12 protein-coding genes are annotated in these 15,238 nt (G+C 52.2%); 7 read left to right on the forward strand and 5 right to left on the reverse strand.

Annotated features, from left to right (window positions below; all coding sequences use genetic code 11):
• Window positions 1–19 precede the first annotated feature (19 nt).
• From H8L32_RS10590 to H8L32_RS10600, 3 genes are read left to right on the forward strand one after another with little or no spacing between them, the layout of a single operon-like run.
• Window positions 20–1,552, forward strand: coding sequence for an efflux transporter outer membrane subunit (locus H8L32_RS10590; protein WP_230412146.1), 1,533 nt, complete (start codon window positions 20–22; stop codon window positions 1,550–1,552).
• Window positions 1,549–2,790, forward strand: a complete 1,242-nt coding sequence (locus H8L32_RS10595; protein ID WP_186947148.1) for an HlyD family secretion protein — start codon at window positions 1,549–1,551, stop codon at window positions 2,788–2,790. The genes H8L32_RS10590 and H8L32_RS10595 overlap by 4 nt, the downstream gene beginning before the upstream one ends.
• Complete coding sequence (locus H8L32_RS10600; RefSeq protein WP_186947149.1) at window positions 2,790–4,349, forward strand: DHA2 family efflux MFS transporter permease subunit; 1,560 nt, start codon at window positions 2,790–2,792, stop codon at window positions 4,347–4,349. The genes H8L32_RS10595 and H8L32_RS10600 overlap by 1 nt, the downstream gene beginning before the upstream one ends.
• Before the next feature lie 97 nt (window positions 4,350–4,446).
• On the opposite strand, the gene H8L32_RS10605 is transcribed toward H8L32_RS10600, so the two are convergent.
• A complete protein-coding gene (locus tag H8L32_RS10605) occupies window positions 4,447–6,783 on the reverse strand; it encodes a TonB-dependent receptor (RefSeq protein WP_222619316.1) in 2,337 nt (778 codons plus the stop codon).
• Window position 6,784: 1 nt separating this feature from the next.
• On the opposite strand from H8L32_RS10605, the gene H8L32_RS10610 reads away from it, so the two are divergent.
• The gene (locus H8L32_RS10610; protein ID WP_186947151.1) at window positions 6,785–7,003 is read left to right on the forward strand and encodes a hypothetical protein; all 219 of its coding nucleotides are present in this window, start codon (window positions 6,785–6,787) and stop codon (window positions 7,001–7,003) included.
• A 31-nt stretch (window positions 7,004–7,034) separates the two neighbouring features.
• Here H8L32_RS10610 and H8L32_RS10615 read toward each other — a convergent pair whose 3' ends face one another.
• Entirely contained in the window at window positions 7,035–8,924 is a 1,890-nt protein-coding gene (locus H8L32_RS10615) for a hypothetical protein (protein ID WP_186947152.1), read from the reverse strand.
• Between the two features lie 364 nt (window positions 8,925–9,288).
• A complete protein-coding gene (locus H8L32_RS10620; RefSeq protein ID WP_186947153.1) occupies window positions 9,289–10,281 on the reverse strand; it encodes a LacI family DNA-binding transcriptional regulator in 993 nt (330 codons plus the stop codon).
• 334 nt (window positions 10,282–10,615) lie between these two features.
• On the opposite strand from H8L32_RS10620, the gene H8L32_RS10625 reads away from it, so the two are divergent.
• The 3 genes from H8L32_RS10625 to H8L32_RS10635 are packed head-to-tail and all read left to right on the forward strand — an operon-like array spanning window position 10,616 to window position 13,605.
• A complete protein-coding gene (locus H8L32_RS10625; protein ID WP_186947154.1) occupies window positions 10,616–11,446 on the forward strand; it encodes an NAD-dependent epimerase/dehydratase family protein in 831 nt (276 codons plus the stop codon).
• Window positions 11,447–11,465: 19 nt separating this feature from the next.
• Complete coding sequence (locus H8L32_RS10630; RefSeq protein WP_186947155.1) at window positions 11,466–12,629, forward strand: aldose epimerase family protein; 1,164 nt, start codon at window positions 11,466–11,468, stop codon at window positions 12,627–12,629.
• A gap of 1 nt (window position 12,630) precedes the next feature.
• Entirely contained in the window at window positions 12,631–13,605 is a 975-nt protein-coding gene (locus H8L32_RS10635) for a heparin lyase I family protein (RefSeq protein WP_186947156.1), read from the forward strand.
• A gap of 42 nt (window positions 13,606–13,647) precedes the next feature.
• Here H8L32_RS10635 and H8L32_RS10640 read toward each other — a convergent pair whose 3' ends face one another.
• Window positions 13,648–14,754, reverse strand: a complete 1,107-nt coding sequence (locus H8L32_RS10640; RefSeq protein ID WP_186947157.1) for a patatin-like phospholipase family protein — start codon at window positions 14,752–14,754, stop codon at window positions 13,648–13,650.
• A 48-nt stretch (window positions 14,755–14,802) separates the two neighbouring features.
• Window positions 14,803–15,000 carry a hypothetical protein gene (locus H8L32_RS10645; protein ID WP_186947158.1) on the reverse strand — a complete coding sequence of 66 codons (198 nt, stop codon included), beginning with the start codon at window positions 14,998–15,000 and terminating at the stop codon, window positions 14,803–14,805.
• Between the last annotated feature and the right edge of the window lie 238 nt (window positions 15,001–15,238).

Consider the following 15,238-nt stretch of genomic DNA (forward strand, 5'->3'; position numbering starts at 1 on the left):
TGGAATTCATATTTTCATCATGAACAAACCTACCTTTAACATCCGGACAGCCAGCAAGCTGATGCGTGCACTGGCTGCTGCCAGCGCGTTCAGTCTGCTTTCTGCCTGCGTCAGTTACCAGGGCATACAAAGCCAGGTACAACTTAAAACCCTGAATGCAGATAGCGGGGCTTTCCCCGGGCAGGGCGGTAGTGGCAACTGGCCGGATAGCCAATGGGCCAGCAGCATCGGCGGTGCCGATTTACAAAAGCTGATCGATCAGGCATTGCAAAATAACCCCAGCCTGCAAGTTGCCGCTGCCCGCCTGCAGGCCGCGAAAGCAATAACTGCATCTGTAGGTGCCAATGAATTACCTTCAGTGAATGCCAGCTTTGACAGCACGTATCAGCGCTTTACTGAAAAGGGCCTGATACCGCCACCGTTGGCAGGTACTTACAATACCAACAACCAGTTGGCGCTGAATGCATCGTATGAGTTTGATTTCTGGGGCAAGCACAGCGCGGAAATGCGTGCCGCCCTGTCGCAGGAAAAAGTAGCTGAAGCCGAAGGCCAGAGTGTGCGCCTGATGCTGGGCAATGCCATTGCCCGTAGCTGGTTGCAATTGGCCCGACAAGCGGCGCAGCTTGAACTGAGCAAGCAGCAATTGGCGATTCGTGAAAAATTCGATCAACTGACACAGCAACGCGTCAAGGCCGGTCTGGAAACCAAAACGGAAACCCAGCAAAGTCTGATCCAGTTGTCCGGCCTGAAAAACGACATCGCCCAATGGCAGGAAGCCATTGCCCTGACACGTAACCAGATCGCTGCCCTGCAAGGTCTGGGGCCAGAACAGGGTCGTGCTATTCCGCTACCACAATTCAGGCAGGCCGCTGATACGGCTTTGCCTGGCAGTTTGCCGCTGGAATTGCTGGGGCGTCGTCCGGATATCGTGGCGGCACGCTGGCGCGTGGAAGCCAGTCAGGGTGAAGTGGATGTTGCCAAGACCCAGTTTTACCCGAATATCAATCTGGTCGGCTTTGCCGGTTTATCCAGCCTGGGTTTGAGCAATCTCTTGCAAAGCGGTAGCAGCATTATCGGCGTCGGCCCGGCAATACGCCTGCCGATTTTTGAAGGTGGACGTTTGCGTGCGCAACTGAAGGGCAAAGTGGCTTCCTATGATGTGGCCGTTGCTACCTATAACCAAAGCCTGACCGATGCCCTGCATGAAGTAGCAGATCAGGTGCAGATACTGCAAGCCAGCCAGGCGCAGGCCACTGAACAGAAGGCTGCCGAACAGGCGGCCCGTGTCAGCCTGCAACTGGCGCAGCAAAGACAGAAAGCCGGCACTGCCAATATGTTGCCGGTATTGGCAGCGGAAAGCGCCGTATTGTCCCAGCAAAAACTGTCGCTGGACATCGCCATCCGCCATACCGAAAGCCAGATCAACCTGATCAAGGCGCTGGGTGGCGGCTATGACAGCAAGACCAGTTTTGCACCTGCCGCCAGCCAGGCAAAAAGCAATACAAACATCAACAACACAACCGCAGCAAGCACATCGGAGGCCGCGTTATGAACGCCCCAGCAACAAACAACCAAGATAAACCTGTTACAGCCCAGCCACCTGTCGAAGCAGCTCCGGAAAATGGCAAGCGCCGCGGTCTTCTGCTGATCGTCACCTTCATTATTCTTATTGCTGCTATTGCTTACGGTGCATGGTGGTGGCTGGTTGCCCGCAATTTTGAGCATACCGAAGATGCCTATGCCGCCGGCAATGTGGTGCAGGTGACATCGCAGGTTACTGGTACTGTGGTAGCGATTCATGCCGACGACACTGAACTGGTGCAAGCGGGTAAGCCGCTGGTAGAACTTGACAAGACCGATGCCAGAGTGGCGGTTGATCAGGCCGAAGCACAACTGGCCCAGACGGTACGTGAAGTGCGTGTACTGTTCGCCAATAACGGCAGCCTGCAGGCCAATGTCAGCCTGCGCAGCAGCGAAGTCGAAAAAGCCAAAGCAGATCTGGTCCGTCGTCAGCAATTGCTGAGCACAGGCGCAGTCTCTACTGAAGAACTGGAACATGCACGCAATGCCGTCAAGACGGCAGAAGCGGCCTTGCAGGCTGCCAATGAGCAGTTGACATCCAACCGCACGCTGACAGAAAACACCACCGTCACCCAGCATCCGAATGTGCTGCGCGCAGCCGCACGTTTGCGTGAAACCCTGCTGGCTTTAAGCCGTACCAGCCTGCCTGCACCGACCACTGGTTATGTTGCCAAGCGTGCGGTACAGGTCGGCCAGCGCATTGCTGCCGGTTCACCATTATTGTCCGTCGTGTCTTTGAATTCGCTGTGGGTTGATGCTAATTTCAAGGAAGTGCAACTGGCACATATGCGTATAGGCCAGGATGTGGAATTGCGTTCTGATGTGTATGGCGATGATGTCACCTACCATGGCAAGGTATTGGGCATGTCTGCCGGTACCGGTTCTGCCTTTGCCCTGTTGCCAGCGCAAAATGCCAGTGGTAACTGGATCAAGGTCGTGCAGCGCGTACCGGTACGTATTACCCTGGACCCGAAAGAGCTGGAAGCGCATCCCCTGCGTATCGGTGTGTCCATGCAGGTCAAGGTTAATATCTCGCAACAGCAGGGTGCACCGGTAACGGCGGCGACACGTACCAGCCCTGCGTATCAGACTGCCGTGTTTGAACAGAATGGCAAAGATGCCGATCAGCGCATTGCAGAAATCATTACCGCCAATCTGCCCGTCACCAAGGCCGTCACTAACGTTACCACCAACAACAAGGCCAAGTAATGAGCGCGGCACCACGTCCACAGGCACCGCATCCGCCACTGAAAGGACCGCAACTGGCGATGGGCACACTGGCCCTGTCGCTGGCGGTCTTCATGAATGTGCTGGATTCGTCGATTGCCAATGTGTCGATACCGGCGATCTCCGGCAACCTGGGGGTGTCGCCGCAACAGGGTACCTGGGTCATTACCTCGTTTGCGGTGGCGAATGCGATTTCCGTGCCGCTGACCGGCTGGCTGACGACCCATTTTGGCCAGGTCAGGCTGTTTCTGTCATCGATATTGCTATTCGTGATTTCATCATGGCTATGCGGCATGGCGCCGAATATCGAAATCCTGATTGCCGCCCGTATTTTGCAGGGGGCAGTTGCAGGCCCCATGATTCCCTTGTCGCAGGCTTTGCTGCTGGGTAGTTACCCGCCTTCCAAAAGCTCCATGGCCCTGGCCTTATGGGGCATGACAACCCTGGTCGCGCCGATTATGGGGCCTTTGCTTGGGGGCTGGATATCGGACAATTATACGTGGCCATGGATCTTTTATATCAATATCCCGGTGGGCTTGTTTACTGCCTGGGCCACCTGGTCCATTTATCGCAAGCGTGAATCACAGATCAAGAATCTGCCTATCGACAAGGTAGGTCTGTTTCTGCTCGTCATCTGGGTCGGTGCCTTGCAGTTGATGCTGGACAAGGGCAAGGAACTGGATTGGTTTAATTCCGGCGAAATTATCCTGCTGACCGTGGTTGCTGTTGTAGGCCTGATTTATTTCGTCATCTGGGAACTGGGGCAAGATCATCCCGTGGTAGATCTGTCGCTGTTCAAGGGGCGTAATTTCAGCGCCGGTGTGATCGCCATTTCCATCGGTTACGGCCTGTTCTTCGGCAGCCTGGTCATCATGCCTTTGTGGTTGCAGACACAGTTGTCGTATACCGCGACCGAGGCCGGCAAGGTCATGGCACCAGTGGGTATATTTGCGATTTTGCTGTCACCCATCATAGGCAAGATATTACCCAAGGTAGATGCCAGAAAAATTGCCTCTGCCGCCTTCCTCGGGTTTGCACTGGTGTTCTTTTTGCGCTCAGGCTTCAACACGGAAGTGGACACCTATACCTTGCTGATACCCACGCTGATACAGGGCGCAGCCATGTCCATGTTCTTTATTCCGCTGACGTCAATCATTCTGTCTGGCCAGCCACCGGACAAAATCCCGGCGGCATCCGGCCTGTCGAATTTCGTACGTATCATGTGCGGCGGCATGGGGGCTTCCATCATGACGACCATCTGGGATAGCCGCAGCACCCTGCACCACGCCCAGATGACCGAACTGACCGGCAGCAGCTATCCGACCTTTGTGCAAAGCATGCAAAACCTGATACAGCAGGGCATACCGGAACAGGGTGCCTACGCCATCATAGACCGCACCATCAGCGTACAGGCGAGTACCATGGCGGCGACAGATATCTTCTGGATGTCAGCCTATATGTTTATCGGCCTGATTGGCCTGGTGTGGCTGACCAAGCCGAAGAAATCGGCAGTGCCGGTGGATGCGGGTGGTGCGCATTAGGTGATAACGAGGGTGATGATGAGGGTATCGTCGCGATGAAGAAAAAGCCCGGCAGTTTTGCCGGGCTTTTGTTTTTTACAGATGTTGCAATGCCTGATCAGAACTTGGCATCGAAGCGTACACCCACGTAACGGAAGGCATCACGGGCCGGGCTCCAGGTGGTGTTGGTGACGGCGATCACCGGATTCGGGGCTTTGGAACTCCAGCTTCCCAGGCCGGTAAAGCCGGTGTTGGCATAATGTTTGTTGAACAGGTTATTGATAAAGAAACTCAGCTTGTATCTGCTTTGTTTGTCTTTGATACCAAATCCCAGGTTGGTCACGCTATAGCCGGCGACCGACAGTGTCGGGTCCTGATTCAGGTTGGTCAATACTTCGCTTTGGTAACGGACTGCTGCAGTTATAAAGGCATCGAAAGAATTATCTTTCAGGCGGATATCGTATTGCCCGCCCAGATTGGCCTTGATCTTCGGTGCATTTGGCATCCGTCCACCGGCCAGGTCTTGCACATTCTGTCCGCCATACTGTGCTGATTTCAACTGACACGCTGCATTAAATCCACCATTCGATGTATCTGTGACGTTGTAGCAGGGGGCATTCGGAAATTCGGTAATGCTGGCGTCGGTATAGGCGACACTGCCATTGATGATGAAATCAGTCGTCACCAGTGCCGAGATATCCATTTCCACACCACGGGTCTGTACCCCGCCGACGCTGTTGAGGCGGGTGACATACGTGGTCGTGCCAGGCAAATAACCGCCAGAATTTTGCTGATAATTCTTGAATTTGCTGTTGAAGGCGGCCAGGTTCAAGGTCAGACGGTTGTTCAGGAAATTGCCTTTCAGGCCCAGTTCAAACGTATTGGACGTTTCTGAATGTACAGGCTGTTGGGCGGCCGTGGCAGCATTCAGGCTGCTGGTCAGGTCATAAGCCAGACCCTTGTAGCCGGTGGCACCCAGTGCATACGCCATCAGGTTTTTACTGAACTGATGTTGCAGGCTCAGTTTGCCGGTGGTGGCATTTTCTGTGTTGTCCACACTGGAATACGAGGCAGTCGGAACGAACGCGCCGGGTGGCGGTGCGCCTGTCGTAAAATGATAGCCCGAGGTTTCACGGTTATAACGCAGACCGGCAAGCACGCTGTAATCCTTGGCAAAATCCCAGCTTACCTGGCCAAAGATCGCCTTGTTTTCATTGTAGGTATCGGTGAAATACTGGGTCGGCGTACTCAGGGCGATGCCGTTATAACCGCGGATGAAGTGGCGGTCGATGGCATTCCATCCATACCACAGGCCGGCTACATATTTGACGGGCTGGTTATCGGGTGAAGTCAGACGCAGTTCCTGGGTTCTGGAAATGACATCGAAAGTACCGTACTGCACATAACCTTCGTTGACGCCAGCCGGCTTACCGTTTGCCAGTGGGTAATACAGCAGGGTAGGGACATCGACAAAATCCTGGTCACGCGAATCATTCGCATAATACTTGTCCAGCGAGGTGATGGAACTTAACGTGGCACCATTCGGCATGGCATAGTTGATGCGCAAGCCAAAGCCACGACTGGTGGATTCCTGCCCGGTCTTGGTGTCATTGCGAATGTCTGTATTGTAAGGCCCGATATTGATACCCTGCAGCAGCGTGGTGGCAGGCAGTTGTGCGACATTTGACAGCAATGCCCCCTGCAATGGCGTCACGCTGGTTGCGACCAGGGCACAGCAGGTGGTGTTGGAATAGCTGTAGCGAGGGGTGAAATCAATGTCCAGCGTATCGGTCGGATGCCAGCTCAGTTTCGCCATGAAGGTCTTGCCGCCGGAGCCATTGGTTTTGGTGCCGGTAGTCAGGTTATTGACATTGCCGGCGAAGCGGGTGTCGCTGGCAGCGATGCGAAAGCCGAATTTTTCTGACAGTTCACCACCGTAGCTGCCGCCGACGCGCCATTCGCCATCACTGGTGTACAAAGTGCTGAAATTGCCTGCCAGAGGGCCGGAAATCGGCTTGGTCGTGACATTCACGGCACCGGCAATGGCGCTTTTACCAAACAGGGTGCTTTGTGGTCCTTTCAGGATTTCTATCCTGGCGATATCCGTCAAATCCTGGAATGCCTTGACCTGCATCCCCATGGGAATGTCATCGATGATAACGGCCACGTCAGCTTCCACGCCTATGCCTATCGAGGTGGTGCCTATGCCACGCATATTGATACCGTTATTCGCGGGTGTGGTGCCGTAGGTGATGGTCAGTGCCGGTGACAGGTTGATGACGTCGGCAAATTCGCGAACATTATTTCTTTGCAGTACAGCATCGCCCAATACCGTGATGGCCAGCGGAACCTGTTCCAGTTTTTCTATGCGTTTATTGGCAGATACGATGACCTCTTCCAGTTTTGGTTGCTCGGCCGTGGTAGCTGGTGCCTGTTGTGCTGTGGCGGTCTGCATCATGCTCAACAGCGCCAGCGCTACCGCTGAAGTGATGGGCAAGAGTCGGCATGTTTGCCTTGGTCGTGATGGTTTGTTGCGCATTTTTCTATCTCCTGATAATTGTTTTTTATTGGTGTTGCTGGGTATTTCTGGTGTTGCAATTGAAAATCACTGCTGCATCAACAAGCTTGCTGATGTTGAATTTGCACAGAGAATTCCGGTGTGGTTCATCCAATGAATAAATCAGTGGTATTTATCAATGGTATTCATCAATGGTATTTTATGGACCAGCTAATCGTGATGGGCGTATCGAAACTGAAGGCTTTGCGTTCACAGATCACCAGGGTCTTCATGGGTCCGTTTGGCGATTTGAAATTTTCTGTATCGAGGCTGGCCCTGGCGCTACAGTGATCCATGCCTGTGACTGTAAATTCACTCAGATCACCTTTGTTGAAGTGGATGGTATTGCCACTGATTTCAGGCATTTCTGAAAAGCTGGCAAATTCCAGTGACACCTGGCGCACCCCCAGTTTTTCTGTGGGCAGATACTGGTCTGTCCGGGTGATTGTGCCTGCGCTCAGACGGTAGCTGGTATTCAGTTGTATGCGTGCATCCGGTACTGGTTTCTGATTGACTGGGCCGATTCTGGTCAGGCTGTCCTGGTGATAACTGACCTCATAGGCTTGCTGGTTTTTTGTATTGCGGATGTTCTTGATAAAGGCCGTGGCGATCAGTTCACTGCCGTCATTCAAGGTAAATTTGGGCAGCAATTGCGGATGCTGATAGCCGCTGTCAGCAATGCCGGCAACCAGCAGATTGGAAAATGGCAAGGGATAATAAGGGCTGTTGCCGTGCTGGCTGGCACCACCATTCACCATCAGCAAACTGAATACATGTCCTGCATCTCTATAGATGGCGAGCGCTCTGTCGTATTCGCCACGGGCAAACCAGGTGAACTCAAATGCGGGTTGTGTCTGGTTCAGCCATGCTGCCAGATCCTGCTTGGGTAATGTGTCCTGGTATCCCATCTGACGCCACAGGTCATTGGCCGAGATCAGTTGGTGCAGCAGTGAGAAATTTTCGCCCAGTATGCGGTGTATGCCGCGATAGTCGTCCGTTTTCCGGCCCTGACCCCACAGATCGACAGACCTGGTTTTTTTGTCGTACCAGAAATCAACGTATTTGGCGACAATGCGGGTGGAATAGGCGTAGGCATATTCTTTCTCTTGCGGGCTCAATATGTTCAGGTAGGCAGATACCGTCAGTATGTCAAGCACGGCAGTTTCGCCATAGGCACCGATACTGCGTCCAAAACTGAAACCATCGCCGGATACATTGCCCAGGCGGAAGGCAATGTCAGTTGCTTTTCTTAACTTGACTTTCAATTCTGGTGTGACTTCCATGCCGGTTTCTATGAAACGTCCGCAGATTTCTGAAATCAGCAAAATGCTGTAGCGGTCAAAACGGCCTTCACCTTCGGTTTCATCAGAAAAACCATAGGTGCCGGAATGTTGTTCATAATGATCCAGCAGTTTTTTCAACAGGCTTTGGCTTGCTGTTTCGTCTTCCCAGCCCAGCAGCATGCGCAGGCGTGCCACACCAAATGCCACACCGTAATAATTGGTCGGTAACTGTATAAGTTTGAAATCTGTTTGTGTGACGAAGCTGCGCCAGTCCAGTTTTTTCTTCAGTGCATCCAGTGTTTTTGCTGTGAGTGCCTGCTCCAGCAAACCATTTTTCTTTAACTCGTACAGCGTCAGCAGATAGTAGTAGATGCCCCAGGTGTGATTGTCCATGCCGACAGTCAATTCCGCCGATTCGCGAAAATCACGCAGATAGGGGGCAAGATATTTTCCTTCATGCTTTGCGTTCAGCAGCAGGTGGCCCAGGCCGGAAGCGATTTTCCCTGGTAAAAACTTATCCTTGCCGTTGAAGGCAGGGTAGCCATTGAGTGTGGTGTTTTCTTTTTCAGCCAGCAGCTTTTGCGCCAGATAGGCCAGTTGCGGATATAGCTCGGACTGCACAATCTTGTCCATGGCAACATTCGCCAGTGGCGGTTCATAGACGACTTTGGCGGTGTCACTGGCAGCGATCACCGGGGCAGATGTGAGCGTGGTGAGTACGGTGAGCAGAATGCAAATTCGGGGCAAGAAATTCATCAGCTATAACCTGGCAGGTTTGTTCTTGCTTGCAAGGTGTGAAGAGTACCTGGAGCAAGCTTGAAATTATTTAGGAAAACGTTTAACTGGATAATAGTGAAGAAAAGATCGAGAGTAAAGTAGCAGAAATCATTTTTTTGTATTCGTTGTAGTGCGACAACGGCGGGGGTGGGGAATATCGGCCTCTTGCCAGCTTGCAGGAAAATAAAGAAAATGGAAAACGTTTAACAATAGATTTGCGAGGTCGGGATAGCTTGTCTGATGCGCTATATGTGTGCGATCAGTGCGCTGTAGGTACGCTATATGTGCGGAGTACGTGCCGCAGTATGTGCTGGAGTAGGTGTGGTAGTGGCAGTCTTTGAGACTAATTACGGCGCATGGTGGATGCGCGCAAGACCAGTTGTGGTTCTATCACGGTGAGTTCATTGTCCTGGGCGCCGGCGATGATTTGCATGAGTTTTTCCATGGCAGCGACGCCCATGCGTTCACTTTGCAGGTCCACCGAGGTCAGTGCCGGAGTGACAAAGCGGCCATACAGGATATTGTCTATGCCAGTGACCGAGATATCATTCGGTAACTGGAAGCCCAGGATCTGCGCTTCCTTCATGAAGCCGAGGGCAATCAGGTCGTTGTAACAAATCAGTGCGTCCGGGGGATTGTCTCCCAGCATGATGGATGAGCACAGGCGTTCACCCTCGGCGGCGGTGGCGGCATTGGTGTTGTATTTGGTCAGTGGTAACTGGTGTTTATCCAGACAATCCCGGACGCCGCTCATGCGTTCTTCGTCGCGTCGTGATTTTGCAAAGCCTACATACGCAATACGCTTGTGTCCCAGTGCCACCAGATGCTGTGCCAGCATATAGGTGCCGCGCCTGTCATCGCTGCCTACTGATGGCAGTTGACGTTCGTGTATGCGACCAAAGAAAACCAGTGGCTTGTCCATCTGAAACAGCCATTCCAGATCCTGTTCCGGCAGGCGCGAAAATACGATCATGCCGTCTACCTTGCGGCTTAATGCTTCCAGCAGGGGGCGTTCACGGCTCAGGGTTTCATCCGTGTCCACCAGCAGCAGGGTATAGCCCTTTTCCATGGCAACCCGGTTGGCGCCTTTGACGATGCTGGTGAAATGCGGGTTGCTGATATCCAGTATTGACAGACCTATCGTCTTGGTCTTGCCGGTAATCATGGATTGGGCCTGCGGGTTGGACTGATAACCCAGCTCTTCAATGACCCTCTTGAGATTGGCTTCGACGGCGGCGGAGAATTTTTGCGTGCCATTGATGTATTTGGACACGGTTGCGGTGGAAACCTGTGCCGCAGCTGCAACATCGCGTATCGTCGGAAGCTTTTTTTTCATAATTGAGTTAAAGGTTTAACTTTATTCTTGGTCTGGTCATTTGCATTGTAACCTGAATAAGAAAAATCCCGGTATGTGAATGAAGATACGCTAATTCAAGTGTGGTTTATGCCATGCTGTACAAATTAAAAAATCTGGATGTTTATGTGAAAATCCAAAAGGTTCTTGCGTGCGCAGTATTTTTTAGTATACTTAGTTAATCGTTTAACTTAAAGTTTCCATAGTCGTGCCGATTGATGTAATACCCCATGCAACAGGGTGTTGCGCGCTGCCGTCGCATTGGCAGCCGGTCCGCGCGATGATGATTGCCAATTCAAATGTTGAGAAAATACACATGACTACGACAACAGATAACAAGCCGGATAACAAATCAATTAATAGAATCTTGCTGACCGGCGCAGGTGGAGGATTAGGGAAGGTATTGCGTCAGCATGTATCGGCCTGGACCAGTCATCTGAGGCTCAGTGATATTGCCGATCTGGGTGAGGCGCGTGATGGCGAAGAGATCGTGCAGTGTGATCTTGCCGATGGCGCAGCTGTGATGAAACTGGTGGAGGGTGTTGATGTCGTACTGCATTTTGGCGGCATTTCAGTGGAAGATAAATTTGAACCCATCATGCAGGCCAATATTCTGGGAATGTACAACCTCTACCATGCGGTGCATGCCTGCGGTGTCAAGCGCGTCATTTATGCCAGTTCCAGTCATGTGGTGGGCTATTACCCGACTACGGAACTGGTGGATGCCGACATGCCTTTACGTCCTGACGGATTTTATGGCCTTAGCAAATGTTTTGGCGAAGCCCTGTCGCGTTATTACTATGACCGTTTTGGCATAGAAACCGTGTGCCTGCGCATAGGTTCCAGTTTTCCTGCGCCATTGAATCCGCGCATGATGGTGACTTATCTCAGCTATGCGGATTTACTGGAACTGATACGCTGCGCAGTCTTCACTCCCAGGGTTGGACATACCATCAGCTTTGGCAGTTCGGACAATGCAAGCCGCTGGTGGGATAACCGTAAGGCATCCCATCTGGGCTACCGTCCGGCAGACAGTTCCAAACAATTTGCACATCAGTTTGCCGACAACATTGCCTATCCCGCGGCCGATGATGCGACTGCCCGTTTTCAGGGTGGCCCTTTTGTGATCGCTGGCCCTCAGTACTAAACTGAGCATGGCGAAATGCATGTTATGCCGCCTGCTGTTGTGTCTGCCATTGCTGCTAGCCAGTTTGGTGAGCATGGTCAGCGCAGTCTATGCAAAAGATGATGTTGGGGCGGCAAATACAATAATCGAAACATGGGGACAAACCCGCCAGGGGGAAAAGGTCGGGCGCGTTAGCCTGCGCAATGACCTGGGTATGACAGTCAGTTATATCGATTACGGTGCTACGTTGACAGCGATATCTGTTCCTGGTCGTCACGGTCAGTTTGCCAATGTGGTGTTGAGCTTGCCCAGCCTGCAGGCCTATGAGACCAGTAAGCGCAAGTTTGCTGCTGTCATAGGGCGCTATGCCGGACGCATAGGCAATGCCAGTTTTCCACTTGAAGGGCGGCAGGTCATGTTGCCAAAGAACGCCAGAGGCATCGCCCTGCATGGTGATCCCGATGGTTATGACAAGCGTGTATGGACGCGGCAAGATTTTGCCGATGATGATACGGTTGGCTCGGTCTACAGCCTGCTTAGCCCGGATGGTGATCAGGGTTTTCCTGGTATGGTCAGGGTAGAGGTTCGTTACAGTCTGTATCGCAGGCGCAATGAATTTAGTATCCAATACAGGGCAAGCACAACAACTGCCACGGTAATCAATTTGACGAATCATGCGTATTTCAATCTGGCCGGTGCTGGCAGCAAGGGCATGTCGCAACATGTATTCAGGATCAATGCAGACCGTTATCTGCTGACGGATGACAAGCGGGTTCCTACCGGCGTTATTGCCAGTGTAGAAGGAACTGCGCTGGATTTCAGAGTGGCAGCATCGCTTAGCGGTCGCCTGTCGGCCATGCCAGTCTTGCCAGGCGGCGTGCCACCCGGCATAGACCACAGTCTGTTATTTACGGACTGGAGCAAAAATGCCCTGACTCAGGTTGCACAAATCACTGAAGCTGGTAGCGGTCGCTGTATGCAGGTATGGACGACCGAGCCATCGGTGCAGTTTAATACTGGCAATGGCTTTGATGGCACGGAAACTGGCAGCGAAGGGCGGGCGTATGAAGCCTATGATGGTTTTGCTTTTGAGACGCAGCATTTGCCGGATAGCCCGAATCATCCTGATTTTCCATCGGTTGTATTGTTGCCGGGCCAGGTCTTCTTATCGACGACACATTTCAAATTTTCTGACTGCAAATAACATGAACAATTTCCGGACTTGCGCAGTTCTTTTAATTAATCTGGCATTGCTGGATGCGGCTCACGCCAGAAGGGCTGATAGCGTGATCTATAAAACACCAATTCTTCACAGTGGTGTGACCGGCAACAGCCTGTGCCTGACAGCAGCAGATGTAAAAGATGGCGACACCTATGCACATATAGAAAAAGTATTTGGCAAAGGCGCGGTAGAAGCACCCAGCGACGACATGTATGTGCCGCCGCGACCGCATGTCAGCCTGGGTCGCAATGATGCTCTCGTTGGTGATTATTTTTCCATCATGGCGAATGAGGCGGCCGACGTTAACCTGGATAAAAAATCCCGCCAGCAAGGCAGTGACCGTTCTCGTACTGAAATCAAGATTGCGCCGGCAAAAGGTGGCATGCATGAAGCATTCAAGGCCAGGGATAATGATGCATTCATTTACCGCTGGCAATTCAGGGTTGCCACGCAAATGAAATTTTCACCTTCATTTACACATATTCATCAGGTCAAGGCTTATGGTGGATCCTATGCTGAACCACCTCTGATTACCTTTACTGCATTAAATGACGGCAAATTATATGTGCGTCATATTGCCGACAAACTGACGGATGGCGGACATTTCGACATCCTCGGTTCATTTGATCTGGCTGCTGTGGCTGGGCAATGGCTGGATGTGAGGGAAGAGATTCATTATTCCAACACCGATGCACGCTATCAATTGCTGATTCGTGACCAGCAGGGCAGGCCAGTATTGAATATTGATCGTTCAGGGCTGTCATTCTGGCGTACCGGTGCCGACCATATGCGCCCCAAATGGGGCATTTATCGCAAGCACCATCCAGATTTAAGACAGGACGCTGAAGATCTGGTTGACTTCGCCAATCTGTCCGTTACGCGTGTGGGTGGTGATGGTGGTGGTGCGGGTGCGTATTGTGGTGTGACTGAGCAGGCTGCCATGCCCGCCCGGAAATAAGCCTGTTATTCCCCTGCAACTGCACGCAGCAGGGGCAGTGCTTTACTCTTGCGGCAATTCGTGGATGACCAGTCCCGCGTGTGGTGGCAGGGGTTTCAGCCATGATTTGTGACGCAGTGCACGTTTGCAATCATGAATGCCATTGGTCCAGCGCGCTTGTACGGTTGATCTACTGAAATCCACGTCCTTGAAATAATGGTCGTCCGGCAGTGCTTTCATGATCAGATGGACGACATTGACGGTGTGATCGCAGCCCATGGCCATCAACGGCTGCAGCTCGGCCTTTTTGCGTGCAGCAGCGGGCAGGTGCTCAGTCAGTGTGCGTATGGCACGTTGCATGTCTTGTATTTGCTGGTGCATTAGCAACTGTTCTGTGGAGCGACTGGCGTACTGTATGCTTTTGTAGCGCGTCATGGCGGCAGCGATGGATTCGGGCCGGCTTTCTGTCGGGTCCCACAAATCGATCATAAAACACAGGGCATCGGCATTTCTTTTTTCATCCAGAAACACTTCCAGTGGCGTATTTGAATATACGCCGCCATCCCAATAAGCATGCTTGCCGATTTTTATGGGCGGAAAACCAGGTGGCAAGGCGCCACTGGCCATGATGTGTTCCGGGTGTATCCGTTCTTTCTTGCTGTCGAATACTACGCCCTGGCCATTATCAATATCGACTGCACATACGCTGATGCGCATGGGGCCTTCGTTCAGATAATCAAAATCCACATATTTTTCCAGTGTGGCCTTGAGTGGCGAGGTATCGTAAAAGCCGGTTTCTTCCAGCGGTACCTTGGCATTGATATCCCAGGCCGCACCAAAGCGTGGCTTGAAAAAGCCGGCAACACCCTGCATCAGGGCCGACAGGGTATTGACGTTGTTGGTGATATTCATCCATGGGGTCAGGGATGGCCAGAAGCTGTCACGGTGCAGGGCGTCCGGTGCCAGGCTGTCCCAGAACGCGCGTAATTGAGTAACCCGCTTGTCTGGCTGATTGCCGGCGATCAGAGCACAGTTGATGGCACCGATGGAGGTGCCTATGATCCACTCTACAGGCATGCCGGTTTCTTGCAATTGCTGGTAGACACCTGCCTGGTAAGCACCCAGAGCACCACCACCCTGAAGTATCAGAACCGTATTTTGATCAGCCATATTGTATGTAGGGTGCTTGCAGGCACCCGGGCAAGTACGTCAGAAACTTCAGGAGAACCCACCCAATTGGGCCAGTTTATGCTCACCACCATCGTGGGTGACAGAGACAACGTCAACCTGATAAGGTGCATTCAGTTCATGACGTAATTGTGCGCCCTTGTTCACCGCCGCAAGGAAGTCATCCCCGGCGTCGACTGTTTTGGTAATTTCGCTTTTTTCATTGAGGCAAGCCAGACGGTAGTACATGAATTTTCCTAAAAATGATTGACCGGACGCAGACGATGTTGATTTAAATCATGAATGCTGATTATTTTTGTTGCGTTGCACATTCTATCATGCGTAATTTTCTTTTATGGCCTGCGGCTAAGTATGAAAATGTATCTTCGACTGGCGATCGCAGCGATATTACACGGCTTGCAGCAGGCAATACGCGGCAGTCTTGATCAGGTTTGTATGCAAACGTAAGAGAAGCTGCATCTTTAAA

This window comes from Undibacterium hunanense, assembly GCF_014284335.1.
Lineage (GTDB): Bacteria > Pseudomonadota > Gammaproteobacteria > Burkholderiales > Burkholderiaceae_D > Undibacterium > Undibacterium hunanense.